The sequence below is a fragment of the [Clostridium] hylemonae DSM 15053 genome (genome assembly GCF_008281175.1).
GTDB classification, from domain to species: Bacteria; Bacillota; Clostridia; order Lachnospirales; family Lachnospiraceae; genus Extibacter; species Extibacter hylemonae.
Genome location: NZ_CP036524.1, coordinates 553580 through 575170 on the forward strand (window position 1 = coordinate 553580; position 21591 = coordinate 575170).

At 47.6% G+C, this 21591-nt stretch carries 16 protein-coding genes, 1 tRNA gene and 3 rRNA genes; all 20 read left to right on the forward strand.

The features are described 5' to 3' along the window. Positions 1-3: 3 nt before the first annotated feature. The 20 genes from LAJLEIBI_RS02615 to LAJLEIBI_RS02710 all read left to right on the forward strand — a co-directional run bounded on the left by LAJLEIBI_RS02615 (position 4) and on the right by LAJLEIBI_RS02710 (position 21584). Positions 4-351, forward strand: a complete 348-nt coding sequence (locus LAJLEIBI_RS02615) for a YbaB/EbfC family nucleoid-associated protein (protein ID WP_006444584.1) — start codon at positions 4-6, stop codon at positions 349-351. 14 nt (positions 352-365) lie between these two features. Continuing rightward, entirely contained in the window at positions 366-962 is a 597-nt protein-coding gene (gene recR, locus LAJLEIBI_RS02620; RefSeq protein WP_006444583.1) for a recombination mediator RecR, read from the forward strand. Between the two features lie 98 nt (positions 963-1060). After that, on the forward strand, positions 1061-2158 hold the full coding sequence (locus tag LAJLEIBI_RS02625) for a LacI family DNA-binding transcriptional regulator (protein ID WP_006444582.1): 1098 nt from the start codon (positions 1061-1063) through the stop codon (positions 2156-2158). Positions 2159-2425: 267 nt separating this feature from the next. Then, positions 2426-3079, forward strand: a complete 654-nt coding sequence (fsa, locus tag LAJLEIBI_RS02630) for a fructose-6-phosphate aldolase (RefSeq protein ID WP_006444581.1) — start codon at positions 2426-2428, stop codon at positions 3077-3079. Positions 3080-3102: 23 nt separating this feature from the next. Beyond that, positions 3103-3939, forward strand: coding sequence for a transketolase (locus LAJLEIBI_RS02635; RefSeq protein ID WP_006444580.1), 837 nt, complete (start codon positions 3103-3105; stop codon positions 3937-3939). Beyond that, the gene (locus LAJLEIBI_RS02640) at positions 3927-4865 is read left to right on the forward strand and encodes a transketolase family protein (protein ID WP_006444579.1); all 939 of its coding nucleotides are present in this window, start codon (positions 3927-3929) and stop codon (positions 4863-4865) included. Before LAJLEIBI_RS02635 ends, LAJLEIBI_RS02640 begins: the two co-directional genes overlap by 13 nt. 147 nt (positions 4866-5012) lie before the next feature. Beyond that, positions 5013-6188 (forward strand): hypothetical protein, encoded by a 1176-nt coding sequence (locus tag LAJLEIBI_RS02645; protein WP_006444578.1) that lies wholly within the window; start codon positions 5013-5015, stop codon positions 6186-6188. Between the two features lie 120 nt (positions 6189-6308). Beyond that, complete coding sequence (locus tag LAJLEIBI_RS02650; RefSeq protein ID WP_149301895.1) at positions 6309-6782, forward strand: HD domain-containing protein; 474 nt, start codon at positions 6309-6311, stop codon at positions 6780-6782. A 114-nt stretch (positions 6783-6896) separates the two neighbouring features. Then, positions 6897-7985, forward strand: coding sequence for a LysM peptidoglycan-binding domain-containing protein (locus tag LAJLEIBI_RS02655; protein WP_006444576.1), 1089 nt, complete (start codon positions 6897-6899; stop codon positions 7983-7985). 51 nt (positions 7986-8036) lie between these two features. Next, entirely contained in the window at positions 8037-9290 is a 1254-nt protein-coding gene (locus LAJLEIBI_RS02660) for a DUF5711 family protein (protein WP_040435845.1), read from the forward strand. Between the two features lie 9 nt (positions 9291-9299). Next, a complete protein-coding gene (locus tag LAJLEIBI_RS02665) occupies positions 9300-10217 on the forward strand; it encodes a CvpA family protein (protein WP_006444572.1) in 918 nt (305 codons plus the stop codon). A gap of 360 nt (positions 10218-10577) precedes the next feature. Next, a 16S ribosomal RNA gene (locus tag LAJLEIBI_RS02670) occupies positions 10578-12120 on the forward strand. Positions 12121-12363: 243 nt separating this feature from the next. Then, positions 12364-12481: ribosomal RNA gene (gene rrf, locus LAJLEIBI_RS02675) — 5S ribosomal RNA — on the forward strand. A 404-nt stretch (positions 12482-12885) separates the two neighbouring features. After that, positions 12886-15776: ribosomal RNA gene (locus tag LAJLEIBI_RS02680) — 23S ribosomal RNA — on the forward strand. Together the 16S, 23S and 5S rRNA genes with 1 tRNA gene alongside form the textbook arrangement of a ribosomal RNA operon. 271 nt (positions 15777-16047) lie before the next feature. Continuing rightward, positions 16048-16119 (forward strand) — tRNA-Asn (locus LAJLEIBI_RS02685). 184 nt (positions 16120-16303) lie between these two features. After that, positions 16304-16600, forward strand: a complete 297-nt coding sequence (locus LAJLEIBI_RS02690; RefSeq protein ID WP_006444697.1) for an ArsR/SmtB family transcription factor — start codon at positions 16304-16306, stop codon at positions 16598-16600. A 62-nt stretch (positions 16601-16662) separates the two neighbouring features. Continuing rightward, the gene (locus LAJLEIBI_RS02695) at positions 16663-17691 is read left to right on the forward strand and encodes a permease (protein ID WP_006444698.1); all 1029 of its coding nucleotides are present in this window, start codon (positions 16663-16665) and stop codon (positions 17689-17691) included. Between the two features lie 150 nt (positions 17692-17841). Further along, positions 17842-19209: an FAD-dependent oxidoreductase gene (locus LAJLEIBI_RS02700; protein ID WP_006444699.1), complete on the forward strand. Its 1368-nt coding sequence runs from the start codon at positions 17842-17844 to the stop codon at positions 19207-19209. Between the two features lie 129 nt (positions 19210-19338). Next, positions 19339-20712 carry an FAD-dependent oxidoreductase gene (locus LAJLEIBI_RS02705; protein WP_006444700.1) on the forward strand — a complete coding sequence of 458 codons (1374 nt, stop codon included), beginning with the start codon at positions 19339-19341 and terminating at the stop codon, positions 20710-20712. Beyond that, positions 20709-21584: a tocopherol cyclase family protein gene (locus LAJLEIBI_RS02710; RefSeq protein WP_006444701.1), complete on the forward strand. Its 876-nt coding sequence runs from the start codon at positions 20709-20711 to the stop codon at positions 21582-21584. The genes LAJLEIBI_RS02705 and LAJLEIBI_RS02710 overlap by 4 nt, the downstream gene beginning before the upstream one ends. Positions 21585-21591: the final 7 nt, after the last annotated feature.

The window sequence follows — 21591 nt, forward strand, 5'->3', positions numbered from 1 at the left end:
ATCATGGCAAAAAAGGGTGGATTTCCGGGCGGAGGAATGCCTGGCAATATGGCCAATCTTATGAAGCAGGCACAGAAGATGCAGCGCCAGATGGAAGAGCAGGCAAAGGAAATGGAGACGAAGGAATTCACGGCTTCAGCCGGAGGCGGAGCTGTAGAAGTTACAGTATCCGGCACAAGGCAGGTGCTGAAGGTAAAACTGGATGAAGAAGTGGTGGACCCGGATGATATAGAGATGCTGGAAGACCTGATCGTGGCAGCAGTGAACGAAGCGATCGGGAAGGTGGAAGAAGAATCCGCATCTGCCATGTCCAAACTTACAGGCGGCGGACAGATGCCCGGATTATTCTAGCAGGAGCGAAAAGAATGGATTACTACAGTAACCAGATCAGTAAACTAATTGAAGAACTGTCATGTCTGCCCGGCATAGGTACAAAGTCAGCGTCAAGGCTGGCTTTTCACTTGATACATATGCCGGTGGAAGAGGTGAAAAGACTTGCAGATACAATGGTGGAGGCCAGGGAGAATGTGCGCTACTGCTCCGAGTGCTATACACTGACAGACCAGGAACTCTGTCCGATCTGCAGGAATGAAGCCAGGGATCATAAGACGATCATGGTCGTGGAGACGACAAGAGACCTGGCTGCCTACGAAAAGACCGGAAAGTACGAAGGCGTATACCACGTACTGCACGGCGCCATCTCACCGATGCTTGGGATCGGTCCGGAGGACGTTAAGCTGAAAGAACTGATGGAACGTCTTCGCAAAGATGTCGACGAAGTGATAATCGCAACAAATTCCAGCCTGGAAGGCGAGACAACTGCCATGTACATCAGCAAGCTTATCAAGCCGACAGGGATAAAAGTCAGCCGTATCGCAAGCGGAGTGCCTGTCGGAGGCGATCTGGAATATATCGATGAGGTGACCCTGCTGAGGGCGCTGGAAGGAAGAACCGAAATCTAAAAGGGGACAGGGCAAAACGTAATTGGGGACGGGGGAAATCTAAAAAAACCCCGTCCCCAATTAAAACATCCCCAATTAAAACCTGATGGAGAGCTGATATGGGAAAAAAGAAGGTTACATCTACGGATATTGCCAGGGCGGCGGGGGTATCTCAGTCGACGGTGTCCATGGTGCTGAATAAAAAGTATAATGTATCTTTTTCTAAGGAGACGGTCCGGAAGGTGGAGGAGGCGGCAGAGGCGCTTGGTTATGCGGCGCCGGGCAGAAAGAGCCGAAGAGGGAGCCGGAAAGAAAGGCTTCTTGTCGTCTTCTGTTCTAATCTGACAAATCCTTATTATGTCATGCTGCTGCAGGGGATCGAGTCCCGTGCCAAGGAGCAGGGGTTCGGCCTGTTCGTATGCAACACCCAGCGGGATCTGCGGATGGAAGAGCGGTATCTGAAGATGATGTGGGAGCTCCGGCCGCTGGGGATCATCTACACGTGCAATCCGAGTGAATGCTTTATGGGGCTGGTAGAAGAATTGTCTGTGCATATTCCGGTTGCCATCATCAACAACCAGAATGAGAAATTGAATGTGGATGCGGTCGAACTGGACAATTCCAAGCTGGGCCGTATGATGGCGCGCCATCTACTGGAGCTGGGCCACCGGAATGTGGCTTACATCGCCCCTCCTCTGACAGTCAGGCAGAAGCAGCGCTCCAAACGGGTGGAAGGATTTTTGAAAGAGTTTGCCGAAGCGGGCATTAAAGAAAATGTCATTATAAAGGCGGCAAAGGAAGAACTGGACCTGGACATCGCCCATATCGATTCTGAGTATAAGATCGGTTATGACCTGACAAAGGAGCTGCTGAGCGAGACGAAGGACATTACCGCCATAGTAGGGCTCAATGACATGATCGCGTTTGGAATTCTGGATGCTCTTTACGAGGCCAAGATCAAGGTTCCCGGCGACATGTCCGTGATGGGATGCGACAATACACTTTTTGCGCGCATGCATAAAGTGGCGCTGACGACGATCGAGCATTTCGTCATATTTAAAGGCCGGGACGCCTGCGACATTATTATGAAGAAAATAGCCTCCCACAACTCGAAATATTCGGAGATCGAACCAATCAGCACTTATCATGTGGAATATGAGCCAAAGCTCATTGTGAGAGGGACGACATCTTATGTAAGAAGACGTAAGAAAAAATAAATTAATGTAAACAGAGAAATTATTATTAATAATTATCTGATGATATACCATGCAATAACCGAAAAAGCGGTAAAAATGCCGGAAATATGTTTGGATTGTTTAATAATACACGATGATGCAATTAATAATATTAAATTATTAGCAGAAAAAATTACTAATAAAATTTAAAGCTATTGACCGATAATCCCCTCATGAGATATAATTTTATCATGTGGCAAAAAGTAGCGAACATGTGTAGGAATTACATATTTAAAGGAGGAAAAAAGAATGAAATTTTTCATCGACACAGCGAATGTAGAAGACATTAAAAAAGCAAATGACATGGGAGTGATCTGCGGGGTTACAACAAATCCTTCTCTCATTGCAAAAGAAGGAAGAGTATTTGAAGAAGTTATCGCTGAGATCGCATCTATCGTGGACGGCGCGATCAGCGGAGAAGTAAAAGCAACGACAGTTGACGCAGAAGGGATGATCGCGGAAGGACGTGAGATCGCAAAGATCCATCCGAACATGGTAGTAAAAATTCCTATGACAGTAGAAGGCTTAAAAGCTTGTAAAGTTCTTTCTTCCGAAGGCATCAAGACAAACGTGACATTGATCTTCAATGCAAACCAGGCGCTTCTGGCTGCAAGAGCAGGCGCGGCATACGTGTCACCATTCCTCGGCCGTCTGGACGACATCAACGTAAGAGGCGTGGACTTGATCAGTGAAATTGCAGAGATCTTTGCGGTATCCGGGATCGATACAGAAATCATCGCGGCAAGCGTCCGCAACCCGATCCATGTGACAGACTGTGCGCTTGCAGGCGCTGACATTGCGACAGTACCGTACAAAGTGATCGAGCAGATGACAAAGCATCCTCTCACAGACGCAGGCATTGAAAAGTTCCAGGCAGACTACAGAGCCGTATTTGGAGAATAAATAAAAATCAGGAGGCAATTTTCATGAATAAATCAGAGTTAATGAAGACTGCCAACGAAATCCGCAAAGGCGTGGTAACGGCGACACACAGCGCCAAATCCGGACACCCGGGCGGTTCGTTGTCAGCAGCAGATATCTATACATACCTTTATTTTGAAGAGATGAACATAGATCCGAAAGACCCTAAGAAGGCGGACAGAGACCGTTTCGTACTTTCCAAGGGACACACAGCGCCGGGGTACTATTCCACACTGGCACAGAGAGGATTTTTCCCGGTAGAAGACCTGAAGACACTGCGTAAAGTAGGTTCTTACCTTCAGGGACATCCGGATATGAAGCATATCCCGGGCGTAGATATGTCATCAGGTTCCCTCGGACAGGGAATCTCAGCGGCAGTCGGAATGGCGCTGTCCGCAAAACTTTCCGGCGATGACTACAGAGTATATACGCTGCTCGGAGACGGAGAGATCCAGGAAGGACAGGTCTGGGAGGCAGCCATGCTTGCGGCACACAGAAAACTGGACAATCTTGTGGTTATCGTTGACAATAATAACCTTCAGATCGACGGGGCGATTGATGAGGTAAATTCCCCATATCCGATCGATAAGAAGTTTGAAGCATTTAATTTCCACGTGATCAACATCGATGGACATGACTTTGATGCGATCGACGCGGCATTCAAAGAGGCAAAGGCGGTAAAAGGACAGCCAACCGCCATCATCGCCAAGACAGTTAAAGGAAAAGGCGTATCCTTTATGGAGAACCAGGCGTCATGGCACGGGGCAGCTCCAAATGATGAGCAGTATGCAACAGCTATGGCAGATTTAGAGAAAGCAGGTGAAGCATTATGTCAGAAGTAAAGAAGATCGCAACAAGAGAAAGCTACGGTAATGCTTTGGTTGAACTGGGAAATAAACATGAGGATGTAGTTGTGCTTGACGCCGACCTCGCTGCGGCTACCAAGACAGGTACATTTAAGAAGGCGTTCCCGGAGCGTCACATCGACTGCGGAATAGCAGAGTGCAACATGATCGGCGTGGCGGCAGGGATCGCAACGACAGGGAAAGTGCCTTTCGCAAGTTCCTTTGCCATGTTTGCGGCGGGACGCGCGTTCGAGCAGGTAAGAAATTCTGTAGGCTACCCGAAGTTAAATGTTAAGATCGGTGCGACTCACGCCGGTATCTCTGTCGGAGAAGACGGAGCGACCCACCAGTGTAATGAAGATATCGCGCTTATGAGAACGATCCCGGGAATGGTAGTCATCAATCCATCCGACGATGTGGAGGCAAAAGCAGCGGTAGAGGCAGCTTATGAGCACGTAGGACCAGTGTACCTCAGATTCGGAAGGCTGGCAGTTCCGGTTATCAACGACAAGCCGGACTATAAATTTGAACTCGGCAAAGGCGTGGTACTCAGAGAAGGCAAGGATGTGACGATCGTTGCAACCGGCCTTCCGGTATCAAACTGTCTCGAGGCAGCTGAGAAGCTGGCGGCAGACGGAATCGACGCAAAGGTTATCAACATCCACACGATCAAGCCTCTTGATGAGGAACTGATCGCAGAGGCTGCAAAAGAGACAGGCAAGATCGTGACCGTAGAGGAGCATTCTGTTATCGGCGGTCTTGGAAGCGCAGTGTGCGATGTAGTGGCAGAGAAGGCGCCCGCCAAGGTTTTGAAGATCGGTATCAATGATACATACGGCGAATCAGGCCCGGCAGTAGAGCTGGTGAAGAAATACGGCCTGGACGCTGACAGCATCTATGAGAAAGTAAAAGCATTCTGTTAAAATAAATATTTAAGCGGAAGAATAAGGGACATGGCAGAGAGAATGATACTGCCATGTCCCTTTTAAAACCTTGAGAAAATGTAAGGGGACATTTAATATGGTACTTATTCAATTCAGTACTGCGTTTGTACGATAGGAGGAAGGCGTATGTATGTCTATGAGCAGAGGAAAAAGCAAAGTAAAAAAACAGGGCTGAAATTTACAGATCCCGTGATCCAGATGAACAGAGACCAGTTTAATGAGTGGTGCCGCATCAGGCAAGTTCCATATAACGATGAACGTACACCTGATGAAAATATATTAGATGCAATAAGGCGGTGCATGGTGAGGGACAGGCAGCTGAATACGATGGGACATGATGTGAGCATAACTGTGGAGGCGCTGATGCAGCTGCTGGACGGCATGGAATATGGAAATGACGACGATGAGGGACTTGATTCTGTCCGCGGAGTTTACAACCTCATGAAAAGCAGATACTCATTTGCTAGTGCCACATATGTTATTATAGCGGCCTCGAAGCTGGGGATATGGCCAAGTCCGTCTGCGGGAGAGGGAGAATCACGTCCCTTTGAAGACATGGCGGTAGAAGAAGAGGAATTTGCGGAAGACATAAGAATACCATCGATGGTACCGGCAGACGAGGAAGAAATGGAGGAAGAAGCGCTGGATACAGAGGATGAACTATCAGATTTTCATTCAGAATCTGACGATGATTTTGCAGATCATTATACGCAGTCCGCCTCCCTGGAAGAATCACACACATCTAATGCGGTCACGTTTTACGATACCCCTCTTCCCGTAACAGAGCTGGAAGGAGATGCAGAAATAATCCATCGCGAGACTATGCGCAAAGCGGATGATACGGCGGACAAGGTAATAACAAGAGGGCATTCGGCAAAGACGATCTGTTGTTCTCAGTTTCAGACAAAGAGAGGCTTTGTTAAGATCGTATTTGCCAACGCGCGCGCAGTACCGCGCTTCTGCCGGCAGAAAGCGCAGGAGATGGGATATCTTATCGGCCACGGGACAGTGGCGCATGCGGAATTGAATATGTCCTTTTACCGCGATAAACACAGAGGGCATCTCAAATACATATGCCATGCCTGTGATAAGGCCGCCTGCCCGCAGTGCAGGAAGGTTTTGATCAAACGGTTTGGAAGGACTGTGTCCTTTGGTACAAAAACGAGGCAGGCCGGAAAATACAGCAGGAAATATAAGGTGCTGCGCTATCCGCCTTCGGTGAGAGATATATATTACAGCATGATCAGCAAACACTATAAAAGCACAGGTGATCTGCTCACTGATTCTGACAGCGAGGACTAACTATTGCAAAGATAAGGCTAACAAGGTAGAATATAGAATGTAAAAATTTAAACAGACGATTTGTTTTATTATCTATAAAGAATGACAGAAAGAGCTGACATGTTAAATATAAGAAGATCAATGATAAAAAAACTGCACGGACTGCGCCGGAAATGGAAGGACGACTTTTACGACAGTATAAAAGATGTAGCCCGTCATCCGGTGGTACTTAGGATGAAGCTGTATCCTCACCACGGAAACACGAACTGCTACCAGCACTGCATGAATGTTGCCTACTACAACTATCTATGGTGCCGGTTCTTTCATCTTGACGCAGAGTCGGCGGCCCGCGCCGGCATGCTGCACGATCTGTTCCTGTACGACTGGCATACACACGCCGCAAGGACCGGTGACAAGTTTCACGGACTGACACACCCGGATGTGTCATTTAGAAATGCTTCAAGGCTGTACAAACTGAATAAAGTAGAGAAAGATATTATACGGAATCGTATGTGGCCGGTGACATTTTTCCGCTTTCCAAGGACAAAAGAAGGATGGGTTACGACCGTTACAGACAAGTATTGCGGCGCCTGTGAAACAAGCCGTCGAAAATAAAAGGAAATGACCGTAACATGCCGGAAATTTCATTGGACAAGTCCCATCATATGATAAAATGCGCACGATCCATATGCTATCATAAGCAAAAATATGCAGATGAGGTGAGAGTATATGGAGAAACAATTTCCCAAGAATGTAAGGCAGATAGGGAACGTCAGCGATGAGCCTAAGATATATGTAGAAGACTATGTAGACACCTATTTGAGCCAACTGCGTGAGAAAGCGGCAGAGACAGCCATAGGGGCTGCCCTTGTCGGAGAGATCCAGTCTCTGGAAGACCAGAATGTGGTCTACATATCAGGGGCGATACAGATGAAAGAGCTGGAAGTCAAAGGGACGGAGATAAACATAGAAGAAGAGACATGGAAACAGCTGGAGGAGGATAAGAAGGAATACTTCCCGTCAAAAGAGCTGGTGGGCTGGTGCCTGATCGAGACCGGACATCCCATGGGGCTCAACAGCGGCGTAAAGAAAGTGCACGAGGCTTCGTTTTCCACGGAAAACAGCATATTTATCTGGAAGGACGCACTGGAGACGGACGAGATATATTATGCTTATAAATACCATGAGCTGATGCAGATGGGGGGACACTATATTTACTATGAAAAAAATCCTTCCATGCAGAATTATATGATAAATACACGTAAAAAGATCGGCGTTACACCCAGTGAAGTGGTTGAGGATCGAGCTGCAAAGGATTTTCGTAGTGCAGTAAGGGAGAAGATGGAATATAAAGAGCAGAAAGGCAGTTCCAAATTCACTTACGCTACGAGCGTACTGCTTGTTGTAGTAGTACTGGCGATTGGTATCTCAACCGTTAATAACTTCGATAAAATGGAAGCTGTCCAGACATCGCTTGAGTCATTGTCACAGTCAGTGAACAAACCGGAGAGCAAGACAGGGACCGTCAACGAAAACGAGGGAGAAGATCCGGATAAAAATGCTGCCGCAGATGATACGAAGGCTGAGGATACAGACGCAAAAGATAAAGAAGTTTCCGGAGGAACGGTTCCGGAAACTTCTACTATTCAGGAGCAGCTCGGCGATGAAGACTACTATGTAGTCCAAAAGGGCGACACCCTGGACAGTATAAGCGTGAAGTTATATGGAAATACCTCCCACGTGGAGGCGATCTGCAAGATGAACGGACTGTCTGACGGCAACCTTATTTTCATCGGACAAAAATTGTTATTACCATAGAAGTAAAATATGATATACTGAACACAAATGACAAGACAAAAGGAGATACAGATGTTACACAGAAGAAATAAAAACTTGCGTGTAGTAAGTGAATCTGGAGATCCGACAGATGCAATTATTGACCAGATAATGACGGAGTTAAACAGTGAAGACAATCCCGTTGAAAATATGGAGGCACAGATCAAACAGCATAAAATAAGATTCAGACGGCGTATCATAATAGCCGGAGCGGCTGTTGTGGCGGCGGCCGTCGGCATCTACCTCCTCATACATCTGCAGACATACACTGAGGCAAGAGTCAGCGACACTTATACGATCAAAGGGGCTGCCAACAACAGCTATGAAGAATTCGCGGACGGAGTGCTCAAGTACAGCAGAGACGGCGTGGCGTATCTGAACCACAAAGGGGAGGAAGAATGGAACCAGCCGTACCAGATCAAAAATCCGTTTATAGACGTGTGCCAGGAGTCCGCCGCTCTTGCGGATAAAGGCGGAAACGACATTATGGTTTTCAAAAAGGACGGGCTGAAAGGGGAGATCCACACAACATTGCCGATAGAGAAGGTGTCAGTGTCAGGGCAGGGGATCGTGAGTGTGATATTAAAAAACGAATCTTCCCCGAAAGTAATATGCTACGACACAGCGGGAAATGTGCTCGTTGAGATAAAGGCTTCTCTGGCAGGGGCAGGTTATCCTGTTGATGTGGCGCTGTCGGAGGACGGAGAAGTCATGCTCGTATCTTACCTGTACACGCAGGACGGCAAAATAACGTCAAAGGCCGTATATTATAATTTTGGAGAGGCAGGGGAGGAGAAAGCGGACCGCCAGGTAGCGTCCAAAGAATATGAAGGAACGATCATGCCGTCGGCCTTTTTTATGAAGGGGAAGACTTCTGCGGTCGTAGGCGATGACAGGCTCGTTATATATAAAGGACTGGACAAACCGGAGGAACAGGTGAGTGTCAGGATCAAAAAAGAAATAAAAAGCGTGTTCCACAATGAGAAATATATAGGGATGGTTCTTAAAAACGAAGGCAAAGAGGGGTATGAGCTCCGGCTTTATAATGCCAAAGGCCGCCAGATAATGACCAAAGATTTTACCGGGGATTACAGCGAGGTGAAACTGAGCGGAAGCCAGGTGATCATGTATGACGGCAAAAAGTGCACGATCTTTTTGAGGACCGGAGTCAAAAAGTTTGACGGAGAGCTGAAGTCCAATATAATGGAGATGTTCCCGATAGCAGGAGTAAATAAATACATTGTGATGAATGCAGACGGAATGGAAGTAGTCCGGCTTGTAAAATAAGGAGAAAACATGAACTGGATATTAATAGCGACAGGAGTAATATTTCTAATCTGTATTGTAGTGGGAATCTGCAGGGGAGCGATCAAAATAGCGGTATCACTGGCGGCCACCCTGCTTACTTTGCTGCTCGTTTATTTTGCCACGCCTTTTGTAGCGCAGGGGATAACAAAGTACACCCCTCTTGATGAAATGATCGAGGACCAGGTGATCAGTACGATGGCCGGGGCCGCGGCATCACAGCTTGCGGACGGCGACACCGGCGGGCTGACGGAGGAGGATGTCAGAAAAGCGTTAAATGCAGCCGGGGTGACAGAGGACATGCTGTCTCAGTATGGGGTTACGATCCAGGATATTGTGGACGGCAAGATCAAAAGCTCAGATTTAGAGAAATATGGGATATCCGGAGATCTGCTGAAGGGGCTCGGTGGGGAAAAGAAAAAAGAGGTGGAGGATGCGATAAACAATGCAGACATCCCACGGGACCTTCAGGTTGCGGCGATCGATAAAGCAGATCTCCCGGAATTGTTTAAGGATATGCTGACGACAAATAATAACAGTGATATGTACAAGGAGCTGGGGGTGGAGACGTTTGCCCAGTATGTCGGACATTTTCTGGCGAAGCTTATAATCAACATTATCGCGTTTCTGTGTACCTTTATCTTAGTTACCATAATAATACGGGCGATCGTATTCGCGCTTGACATTATCTCTGAGCTGCCGGTGCTCGGCGCTGTAAACCGTCTGGCGGGAGGGGCGGTCGGGGCGGCAGGCGCCCTGATCATCGTATGGACATTGTTTGTTATTATAACTTTGCTTTATACGACGGACATCGGAAAGCAGATGTTCGACATGATCGAAAGCAACAGCCTGCTGAAAATGTTGTATGACTATAACCCAATAATGAAGCTTGCCACAATTTTTAGATAAATTGGGATAAAATCCCTTGACTTTAAAAATGAAAAATGCTATTATTAAACTCCACCGCGGGAACGTGGTGGATTTTTAAGCGGGACAAGCAGATGAGAATCAGCAGAATCGCTTAAAAAAATAAAAAAAGATATCGAAAAGGTGTTGACAAAACAATCCAATATATGGTATCTTATAAAAGTTGTCGCTGACCCAAACGGGAACGCAAAGAACCTTGATAATTAAACAATAGACAACAACCCTGAAAATTTCTTAAAAGAGAAAAATTCAGAACGGACATCAAAAAAAGATGTCAACCTAAAAAACAGTAATAACGGGATAGGATTAGCTAGTAGTTAATCCTGACCGCGATTAAACACTTTTAACGAGAGTTTGATCCTGGCTCAGGATGAACGCTGGCGGCGTGCTTAACACATGCAAGTCGAACGAAGCAATACTGTGTGAAGAGATTAGCTTGCTAAGATCAGAACTTTGTATTGACTGAGTGGCGGACGGGTGAGTAACGCGTGGGCAACCTGCCTTACACAGGGGGATAACAGCTAGAAATGGCTGCTAATACCGCATAAGACCTCAGTACCGCATGGTAGAGGGGTAAAAACTCCGGTGGTGTAAGATGGGCCCGCGTCTGATTAGGTAGTTGGTAGGGTAACGGCCTACCAAGCCGACGATCAGTAGCCGACCTGAGAGGGTGACCGGCCACATTGGGACTGAGACACGGCCCAAACTCCTACGGGAGGCAGCAGTGGGGAATATTGCACAATGGGGGAAACCCTGATGCAGCGACGCCGCGTGAAGGATGAAGTATTTCGGTATGTAAACTTCTATCAGCAGGGAAGAAGATGACGGTACCTGACTAAGAAGCCCCGGCTAACTACGTGCCAGCAGCCGCGGTAATACGTAGGGGGCAAGCGTTATCCGGATTTACTGGGTGTAAAGGGAGCGTAGACGGCATGGCAAGTCTGAAGTGAAAGCCCGGGGCTCAACCCCGGGACTGCTTTGGAAACTGTCAGGCTAGAGTGTCGGAGAGGCAAGTGGAATTCCTAGTGTAGCGGTGAAATGCGTAGATATTAGGAGGAACACCAGTGGCGAAGGCGGCTTGCTGGACGATGACTGACGTTGAGGCTCGAAAGCGTGGGGAGCAAACAGGATTAGATACCCTGGTAGTCCACGCCGTAAACGATGATTACTAGGTGTCGGGAAGCAAAGCTTTTCGGTGCCGCAGCCAACGCAATAAGTAATCCACCTGGGGAGTACGTTCGCAAGAATGAAACTCAAAGGAATTGACGGGGACCCGCACAAGCGGTGGAGCATGTGGTTTAATTCGAAGCAACGCGAAGAACCTTACCTGATCTTGACATCCCGGTGACAAAGTATGTAACGTACTCTTTCTTCGGAACACCGGTGACAGGTGGTGCATGGTTGTCGTCAGCTCGTGTCGTGAGATGTTGGGTTAAGTCCCGCAACGAGCGCAACCCTTATCTTTAGTAGCCAGCATTTGAGGTGGGCACTCTAGAGAGACTGCCAGGGATAACCTGGAGGAAGGTGGGGATGACGTCAAATCATCATGCCCCTTATGACCAGGGCTACACACGTGCTACAATGGCGTAAACAAAGGGAAGCGACCCTGTGAAGGCAAGCAAATCCCAAAAATAACGTCTCAGTTCGGATTGTAGTCTGCAACTCGACTACATGAAGCTGGAATCGCTAGTAATCGCGAATCAGAATGTCGCGGTGAATACGTTCCCGGGTCTTGTACACACCGCCCGTCACACCATGGGAGTCAGTAACGCCCGAAGCCGGTGACCTAACCGAAAGGAAGGAGCCGTCGAAGGTGGGACCGATAACTGGGGTGAAGTCGTAACAAGGTAGCCGTATCGGAAGGTGCGGCTGGATCACCTCCTTTCTAAGGAAAAGAAGAAGTAGGGGTTGTTGTTTATTGTTTAGTTTATCAAGGAGTGAGTGCGCAGACTGGAAGCCAGTCCTGAGACGCAAGCGGGCTTGCAGGAGCAGGAATGGAAGACAGGATGCATAAGAAGGATTGAGTCTACCGAGAAGGAACGAAGTGGATTCGAGGTAGAGGAAAGACTGCACTCACGGAGTAAAACTGAAAGAGCTTTTTTAAGCCTTCAAAAGTTTAAAAAGGACTGCTGGTGGCGATGCGCCTGGGGGAAACACCCGTACCCATCTCGAACACGATGGTTAAGGCTCAGGCGGCCGATGGTACTGCACTGGAGACGGTGTGGGAGAGCAGGTGGCTGCCAGCACTAAAAAAAGAGCAGATGCAGAACCGCTGCAAATGTTCGGGATTTAGATAAATACAGGCAAAGATGAGCAACAACTTATCACCGCCAACCCAGTCAGCAGGGCAGTGCTGTTCAGATAACTGGTTTTACCAGTGATTAGATAAGAAAAGCCATTTTCTTATGTAATGACTGATAAAGATTCAGTCTCTATGTACCTTGAAAATTGCATACAAAGAAATAAAGATTAAATATCTTATTTAATCAAGACATCCGAGGTAATGAAAGACTTGCTGGACGTTAGGTCCGGTGAGAAAACATTATTTATATTCGAGACAACGAATCAAAAAAACAAACCTAAGAAACCAACGCATATCACGCTAGATATGTGTAGCGAGGGAGACACACCCGTATCTCCTGAGCATGTTGGTCATGCTAAAAAGAGCATATGGTGGATGCCTTGGCACTAAGAGCCGATGAAAGACGTGATAAGCTGCGAAAAGCTTCGGGGAGGAGCAAATATCCTTTGATCCGGAGATATCTGAATGGGGAAACCCAGCTGAGGAAACCTCAGCTATCCTTACGCCAATCCATAACGTAAGGAAGGGAACCCGGTGAACTGAAACATCTAAGTAGCCGGAGGAAGAGAAAACAACATGTGATTCCGCAAGTAGCGGCGAGCGAAAACGGAAGAGCCCAAACCAGGGTGCGTGCACCCTGGGGTTCGGACCGCACAATTGATTCAGGAAGAGTAGCAGAACGGTTTTGGGAAAGCCGGCCAGAGAGGGTGAAAGCCCCGTAAGCGAAAGTCTGACTGACATGGCGGTATCCAGAGTACCACGAGACACGAGAAACCTTGTGGGAACATGCGGGGACCACCCCGTAAGGCTAAATACTCCTTAGTGACCGATAGCGCATAGTACTGTGAAGGAAAGGTGAAAAGGACCCCGGGAGGGGAGTGAAAGAGAACCTGAAACCATATGTTTACAAGCTGTGGAACACCCTTATGCGGTGAACCGCGTACTTTTTGTAGAACGGTCCGGCGAGTTACGCTGGCTGGCAAGGTTAAAGACTGAAGGTCTGGAGCCGAAGGGAAACCAAGTCTTAATAGGGCGAATGAGTCAGTCAGAGTAGACCCGAAACCGGGTGATCTATCCATGTCCAGGTTGAAGTTGCCGTAAAAGGCAATGGAGGACCGAACCCACATCCGTTGAAAAGGGTGGGGATGAGGTGTGGATAGGGGAGAAATTCCAATCGAACCCGGAGATAGCTGGTTCTCCTCGAAATAGCTTTAGGGCTAGCCTCATACAAGTCTTGCGGAGGTAGAGCACTGAATTTCCTAGGGGGCGTCAAAGCTTACCGAAGAATATCAAACTCCGAATGCCGCGTAGATGATGTATGGGAGTCAGACTGCACGAGATAAGTTGGGTAGTCGAAAGGGAAAGAGCCCAGACCTGCAGCTAAGGTCCCAAAATGTGTGTTAAGTGGAAAAGGATGTGGGATTTCAAAGACAACTAGGATGTTGGCTCAGAAGCAGCCATACATTCAAAGAGTGCGTAATAGCTCACTAGTCGAGAGGTCCTGCGCCGAAAATGTCCGGGGCTGAAACACACTACCGAAGCTCAGGGATGTACGAAGTACATCGGTAGAGGAGCATTGGATGCGGGAAGAAGCAGTACCGTAAGGAGCTGTGGACTGCATCGAAGAGAGAATGCCGGAATGAGTAGCGAGAGGAAGGTGGGAATCCTTCCGGCCGAATATCTAAGGTTTCCAGAGTAAAGCTGATCTGCTCTGGGTAAGTCGGGGCCTAAGGCGAGGTCGAAAGACGTAGCCGATGGACAACAGGTTGAGATTCCTGTACCACGATATAACAGAACTGTGGGGACACGTGTGGAAAGCATAAGCCGGGAATGGAAAGACCGGCGCAAGCGGGGTAGGCGTACATCAGGCAAATCCGGTGTGCAAACCAAATCCGTGACGCGTACCGAACTTAAAGTAGGGAAGTATGTGAGCCATGCGTCAAGAAAAGCCGCTATCGTTTATATCGTGCCCGTACCGTAAACCGACACAGGTGGATGAGGAGAGAATCCTAAGGCCGACGGGAGAAGCATTGTTAAGGAACTCGGCAAAATGACTCCGTAACTTCGGGAGAAGGAGTGCCAGAGAGATCTGGCCGCAGAGAATTGGCCCAAGCAACTGTTTAGCAAAAACACAGGTCTATGCAAAACCGAAAGGTGAAGTATATGGGCTGACGCCTGCCCGGTGCTGGAAGGTTAAGGGGAGAGGTTAGCGCAAGCGAAGCTTTGAACTTAAGCCCCAGTAAACGGCGGCCGTAACTATAACGGTCCTAAGGTAGCGAAATTCCTTGTCGGGTAAGTTCCGACCCGCACGAAAGGCGTAATGATTTGGGCACTGTCTCAACAATGCACCCGGTGAAATTGAAATACCAGTGAAGATGCTGGTTACCTGCGCCAGGACGGAAAGACCCCATGGAGCTTTACTCCAGCTTGATACTGGGATTCGGTATTGCATGTACAGGATAGGTGGGAGGCGAAGAAGTGATGACGCCAGTCGTCACAGAGCCGCTGTTGGGATACCACCCTTGCAGTATTGGATTTCTAACCATCAGCCGTGAACCGGCTGGGGGACAATGTCAGGTGGGGAGTTTGACTGGGGCGGTCGCCTCCGAAAGGGTATCGGAGGCGCTCAAAGGTCCTCTCAGAATGGTCGGAAACCATTCGCAGAGTGCAAAGGCAAAAGAGGGCTTGACTGCGACACCGACGGGTGGAGCAGGTACGAAAGTAGGACTTAGTGATCCGGTGGTATAAAGTGGGATTGCCATCGCTCAACGGATAAAAGCTACCCTGGGGATAACAGGCTTATCACTCCCAAGAGTTCACATCGACGGAGTGGTTTGGCACCTCGATGTCGGCTCATCGCATCCTGGGGCTGAAGTAGGTCCCAAGGGTTGGGCTGTTCGCCCATTAAAGCGGTACGCGAGCTGGGTTCAGAACGTCGTGAGACAGTTCGGTCCCTATCCGGCGTGGGCGTAGGATATTTGAGAGGAGCTGTCCTTAGTACGAGAGGACCGGGATGGACTGGCCGCTGGTGTATCTGTTGTTCTACCAAGAGCATGGCAGAGTAGCCAAGCCGGGACGGGATAAACGCTGAAGGCATCTAAGCGTGAAGCCCCCCTCAAGATGAGATATCCCTGCGCAAGCAGTAAGACCCCTTGAAGACGACGAGGTAGATAGGGCAGAGGTGGAAGTGCAGCAATGTATGGAGCTGACTGCTACTAATCGGTCGAGGGCATGACCAAGAGCGTAGAGAGCGCGGAGTACAGGAATGATATGTGGAAAGAGGAATGCTTGCATTCCGAAGGGAACATAGCAGGCCTGGACAGAGCATTCGCGGAGCGAAGGCACTGAGAAAACGAAGTTTTCGAAGTGAGCGCTCGGAATAACGCATCTCGAAGCGAGAAGGTGGATAGGTAATGGATGTAATATTTATTTCTTGTATGCAGTTTTCAGGGTACATAAATAAAACCTCTTGCATAAGTTGGATGTAAGGGGATATAATAATATAGGTGATCCTCGATAGCTCAGTGGTAGAGCATTCGGCTGTTAACCGAAGGGTCGTTGGTTCAAGCCCAACTCGGGGAGTTGTGAAGATCCTGTAAGCATTTATGCTTGCAGGATTTTTTTGTTTACTTAACTATTAAACGGAAGTGAAATGTAATGTATGGGATGCATAAAACATATTCAAAAAAGTTGATATGTATATTGACAAATAATTATTTGTGCTGTATCATAAACATATCGAAAATAATAGATATGAGGTGCTGTTATGAATAATGAATATACGAAAGACGCAGGAATTTTCAAAGCTCTTTGCGATGAAAAAAGACTAAAGGTTTTAAATCTTTTGAGAAGTGGAGAAAAGTGTGCGTGTGTTTTAATTGATGATATGAGTATAGGGCAATCCACACTTTCTTATCATATGAAAATATTGTGCGATTCCGGTATTGTTGTCAGCCGGCAGGAGGGAAAATGGACATATTACAGACTCAGCGAGTCAGGAAGCAGATATGCATTAGAAAGACTTTTGAAAATAACAACACCTGAAATAAGTAATACAAAGTGAAAGTCATCACGAGATGACTTTTATTAAGAGTTAAATATCGAAAATATTCGATATGAGAAAAAATGGAGGTAATAACATTGGAGACTTTAAAAATCATTTTTCTATTTATCCAGGACGAGATTCTTGGAATGAAATGGTTAAATGACCTTATTCAAAAGATACTCATTTCTGCAGGCATAAACATTGACTCTAAGGTGGGCGCCAGTATCCACTTCTTTATTTATGACATAATTAAAATAAGCGTATTATTGTGTATATTGATTTTTATCATATCGTATATACAAAGCTATTTTCCACCGGAACGCAGTAAAAAGATACTGGGCCGTTTTCATGGTGTCTGGGCAAATATAGTTTCGGCTTTACTCGGGACTGTGACTCCATTTTGCTCCTGCTCGTCAATTCCGCTTTTCATCGGCTTTACGAGCGCGGGCCTGCCGTTAGGAGTGACCTTTTCGTTTTTGATATCTTCACCTATGGTAGATTTGGGCAGCCTTGTTTTGCTCATAAGTATATTTGGCACTAAGGTTGCGGTTGCTTATGTCATAGTCGGCCTGGTGATCGCAGTAGTGGGCGGCATATTTATTGAAAAGCTTCATATGGAAAAATATGTGGAAGATTTTATCAAAAAGGAAGACAGCGTGGATATTGAGTCACCGACTTTGACAAAACGAGATCGGGTACAGTTTTCTAAGAAACAGGTGATTGAAACATTGAAACAGGTATTTCCGTATATAGTGATCGGAGTTGGCATAGGTGCATTTATACACAACTGGATTCCCGAAAGCTGGATAGAGACCGTATTAGGCAGCAAAAATCCGTTTGGCGTTGTTTTGGCGGCATTAGTAGGAATTCCTATGTACGCAGATATCTTCGGAACGATTCCGGTAGCAGAAGCGCTGCTTTCAAAAGGTGCGCAGTTAGGAACGATACTGGCCTTTATGATGGCAGTTACAACATTGAGTCTGCCGTCGTTGATCATGCTGAGGAAGGCTGTTAAACCTAAATTGCTTGCGTTATTTATTGCTGTGTGTACAATGGGAATCGTCATTGTCGGCTATTTGTTTAATTTATTTCATGCATTTTTTATATGATAGGGAAAGGAGGCCATAGAGACAAATACTTTGGGTAAAAGTGTATGTACGCGCATGGAATAAATAATAGCTTGACATGGATAACTGTACATGATATAGTTACAGTATAAACTGTAACTAATAAAATTACATATATTGTGGAGGTTTGCCATGTCAGGTAAGAGAAAAAGTTATGATGCGGTCGTGATCGGTTTTGGAAAAGGCGGGAAGACGATAGCCGGCGCCCTGGGCAGCGCCGGGAAAAAGGTTGCGATGATTGAACAGTCAACGAAGATGTATGGAGGTACATGTATCAATGTCGGATGTATTCCGACCAAATCTCTCGTAAACAGCGCAAAAGAGGCTGCTTTTGGATGCAGGGACGGCAGGGAAGTGTATGCCGAGGCGGTGCAAAGAAAAGCGCAGCTCGTAGAAAAGCTGAGAGGGAAGAACTATCAAAAACTGGCGGGAGATCCGAATATAACTGTTATTGACGGCAAGGCCAGATTCGTTTCTCCGCACGAGGTTGAGGTTGACACTGCGGAGGAAACATTGATCGTTTCCGGAGAACAATTTTTTATCAATACAGGTTCTGTACCATTTATACCTCCTGTGAAAGGAATTGAAAATAATCCTTACGTATATCTGAGTGAAACACTGCTGGATATGGAAGAACTGCCGGAGCGCCTTGTCATTATAGGGGGCGGTTATATCGGAGTGGAATTTGCTTCTATCTATGCGGACTTCGGGTCAAAGGTCTCTATCCTTCAGGACGGTCCAGTGTTCCTGCCGCGGGAAGATGAGGAGATAGCCAGGGAAGTGCGCGGCAGCCTGGAACGCCGCGGAGTACGCGTGCTCACAGAGGTAAAGGTGGAGGAAGTGAAAGAGGCGTCCGGTCATGCGGAAGTAGTGATCAGTACGAAAGAGGGCACAGATCTCCTGGAAGCAGAGGCTGTGCTTGCGGCAACCGGGAGAAGGCCAAATACGAAGGGGCTTAATCTGGAGGCCGCCGGTGTTCAGGTAAATGAAAGAGGCGGTATCATAACCGATGATTCAAGAACTACGACGGCTCCGCATATTTACGCCATGGGCGACGTAGTCGGAGGGCTGCAGTTCACTTATATTTCGTTGGATGACTATAGGATCGTGCGCTCAAAGATAATGGGAGACGGAAGCTATACTCTTGATAAGAGAGGGGCTGTCCCTTACAGTGTATTTCTGAATCCTCCATTCTCCAGAGTGGGCATGAGTGAAGCCGAAGCCTTGAAAGCGGGCCATAAAGTAAAGACAGCCCGTCTCGGGGCTGCCGCAATACCAAAAGCGCAGGTTTTAAGGCAGCCGGAAGGGCTCCTGAAGGCTGTGATCGATGAAGATACAGGCAGAATATTAGGAGCACATCTCTTCTGTGAGGAATCTCATGAATTGATCAATCTTGTGAAGATTGCAATGGATGCAGGTCTTCATTATACGGTGTTGAGGGATATGATATTTACGCATCCGACTATGGGAGAAGCGCTGAACGATCTTTTTAACGTATAGAGTGCGGTGCGGGCAGTGAGAAAATAACGGCCTGTTCATATAGGAGCCAGACGGATTTATCCGTCTGGCTTTTGCGGCGCATACATAAATTTTCCAGAAACAGGGCATCCTGTACGGGAGGTGAATAATATGCAGAAAAAGTCGTACTGGAATGAGACAGTATCAATTCCTGCGCGCAATCCGCTTGCGGGGGACATCAGTATAGATACAGTGATCATCGGCGGTGGAATGGCGGGCATCCTGACCGCTTTTTTGCTTAAGAAAAAGGGCAGGGAATGTATTGTACTGGAAGCGGAACGCATCGGAGGCGGGCAGACGGGATGTACAACCGCAAAAGTGACATCCCAGCACAATCTCATATACGCAGATCTGATAAAGACAAAAGGAGAAGTTCTGGCGAGGCAGTATGCCCAGGCGAATGAGGCGGCCATCAGAGAATATGAGTCAGTGATCCGGCAGAATAAGATAGACTGTGACTGGAAGGAATGTCCGGCATATCTGTACGCAGACAGAAAGAAGACAGAACTCCATAATGAGTACATGGCGGCGCTGCATCTCGGCATTCCGGCCAGGTGGACCGAGGATACGGAGCTGCCGTTTCGGGTAGAAGGAGCCCTGCGGTTCGACGCGCAGGCCCGGTTTCATCCGATAAAGTTTCTGAAGGCTGTCTCCGACGAGGTCACAGTATTTGAGAACACGAAGGTCATAAAAGTCACGGATAATGGCGTCGAGACAGATAAAGGCAACGTTCAGGCAGCCAATATCGTATTTGCATGTCATTACCCGTTTGTAAATATACCGGGATATTATTTTATGAGAATGTACCAGGAGCGAAGTTATGTACTTGCGGTAAAAGGGGCGCCTCCGTTAAATGGGGTATATCTGGGCGTTGACCAGGACAGCCTTTCACTGAGAACAGCCGGGGAACTGCTTCTTATCGGAGGAGAAGGCCACCGGACAGGAGAGGATACATGCGGCGGCCAGTATGGGAAACTAAAGAGCGCAGCGGCCAGATGGTGGCCGGACAGCAAAGAGGCATACCGGTGGTCGGCACAGGACTGTATGACACTGGACAAAGTCCCCTATATCGGTAGATACAGCAGGCGGAAACAGAACTGGTTTGTGGCGACAGGATTCCAAAAATGGGGAATGACGTCTTCTATGGTCTCTGCCATGATACTTTCTGATATGATAACCGGTGAGAAAAACCGTCATGAAGAAGTATTTTCTCCCCAAAGGCATATTGGGCAGGACGCCGCAGGAAACGTATGCAAAGAGAGCGGGCATACAGCCGTTACTCTGACAAAGCCGTCCGGACTTCCGGAAGATAAAAAGGAGAAGGTGAGGACTACGCGCTGTTCTCATCTGGGCTGCCACTTGTCCTGGAATCCGGAAGAAAAGACGTACGAATGTCCATGCCACGGCTCAAGATTTGACTGCAGGGGAAGAGTGATAGACGGCCCTGCGCAGAAAGACATAACTGCGGGAGGAGGAGACGAATGAAAAAATATCCGTATTTTGAAGGATGGTACCTGAAGCATCAGGCAAATGGTGAAATGATAGCATTTATCCCGGCGGTACACGCAGGGATCACCGGGGAGTGGGAGGCGTCCGTACAAGTCATCACCGGGGAAGGGGCTTGGAATTTTCCCTACCCGGTCTCTGAATGTTCCATAGATAAGAAGAATTTCAGAATCAAGATAGGAGATAACCTCTTTTCCAAAAAGGGCATTAAAGTAGATTTAAAAAACCGTGAAATGTCAATAAAAGGGGGGATCAGCTATGGGCCGTTCACTGGTCTTAAAAAGGACATTATGGGACCGTTCCGGCTGCTTCCGTTTCTGGAATGTAATCATGGCGTGGTCAGCATGAGGCACCGCGCCAGGGGGAGTGTGACTGTCAATGGGAAGACGCTGGATATGACAGGCGGGACAGGGTACATTGAGACAGACTGGGGACACTCTTTCCCGAAGGAATACGTTTGGACACAGTGCCTGTTCAATGGGAAGCAGGAGGGAAGCATTATGTTGTCTGCCGCAGATGTGCCTCTTTGGGGGAGAAGCTTTCGGGGCGTGATCTGTGCGGCATATCTTGGAGGGCATATGTACCGTATGGCAACATACCTCGGGGCACGGATCGTCCGTTATAATGAAAGGGAAGTATATTTGAAGCAGAGGAAGCTGTTTCTTAAAGTCACAAAACTGGGAGAACGCTCTTTTGGCCTGTACGCGCCGCAGAAAGGAAGCATGTCCAGAATTATCAGAGAGAGCCCGGTATGCAGAGTGAGATATCAGATGTGGTACGGCAAAAAATCAATATTGGACATTACAGATAACAACGCTTCGTTTGAAGCTGTAAGAGCACAGCAGCCGTAAATATTTG

What these genes read in the sequence shown, in the direction of transcription:
- LAJLEIBI_RS02615 (WP_006444584.1), top strand. Translation starts at nt 4, where the DNA reads ATGGCAAAAAAGGGTGGATTTCCGGGCGGAGGAATGCCTGGCAATATG.
- recR (WP_006444583.1), top strand. Translation starts at nt 366, where the DNA reads ATGGATTACTACAGTAACCAGATCAGTAAACTAATTGAAGAACTGTCA.
- LAJLEIBI_RS02625 (WP_006444582.1), top strand. Translation starts at nt 1,061, where the DNA reads ATGGGAAAAAAGAAGGTTACATCTACGGATATTGCCAGGGCGGCGGGG.
- fsa (WP_006444581.1), top strand. Translation starts at nt 2,426, where the DNA reads ATGAAATTTTTCATCGACACAGCGAATGTAGAAGACATTAAAAAAGCA.
- LAJLEIBI_RS02635 (WP_006444580.1), top strand. Translation starts at nt 3,103, where the DNA reads ATGAATAAATCAGAGTTAATGAAGACTGCCAACGAAATCCGCAAAGGC.
- LAJLEIBI_RS02640 (WP_006444579.1), top strand. Translation starts at nt 3,927, where the DNA reads ATGTCAGAAGTAAAGAAGATCGCAACAAGAGAAAGCTACGGTAATGCT.
- LAJLEIBI_RS02645 (WP_006444578.1), top strand. Translation starts at nt 5,013, where the DNA reads ATGTATGTCTATGAGCAGAGGAAAAAGCAAAGTAAAAAAACAGGGCTG.
- LAJLEIBI_RS02650 (WP_149301895.1), top strand. Translation starts at nt 6,309, where the DNA reads ATGATAAAAAAACTGCACGGACTGCGCCGGAAATGGAAGGACGACTTT.
- LAJLEIBI_RS02655 (WP_006444576.1), top strand. Translation starts at nt 6,897, where the DNA reads ATGGAGAAACAATTTCCCAAGAATGTAAGGCAGATAGGGAACGTCAGC.
- LAJLEIBI_RS02660 (WP_040435845.1), top strand. Translation starts at nt 8,037, where the DNA reads ATGTTACACAGAAGAAATAAAAACTTGCGTGTAGTAAGTGAATCTGGA.
- LAJLEIBI_RS02665 (WP_006444572.1), top strand. Translation starts at nt 9,300, where the DNA reads ATGAACTGGATATTAATAGCGACAGGAGTAATATTTCTAATCTGTATT.
- LAJLEIBI_RS02690 (WP_006444697.1), top strand. Translation starts at nt 16,304, where the DNA reads ATGAATAATGAATATACGAAAGACGCAGGAATTTTCAAAGCTCTTTGC.
- LAJLEIBI_RS02695 (WP_006444698.1), top strand. Translation starts at nt 16,663, where the DNA reads ATGGAGGTAATAACATTGGAGACTTTAAAAATCATTTTTCTATTTATC.
- LAJLEIBI_RS02700 (WP_006444699.1), top strand. Translation starts at nt 17,842, where the DNA reads ATGTCAGGTAAGAGAAAAAGTTATGATGCGGTCGTGATCGGTTTTGGA.
- LAJLEIBI_RS02705 (WP_006444700.1), top strand. Translation starts at nt 19,339, where the DNA reads ATGCAGAAAAAGTCGTACTGGAATGAGACAGTATCAATTCCTGCGCGC.
- LAJLEIBI_RS02710 (WP_006444701.1), top strand. Translation starts at nt 20,709, where the DNA reads ATGAAAAAATATCCGTATTTTGAAGGATGGTACCTGAAGCATCAGGCA.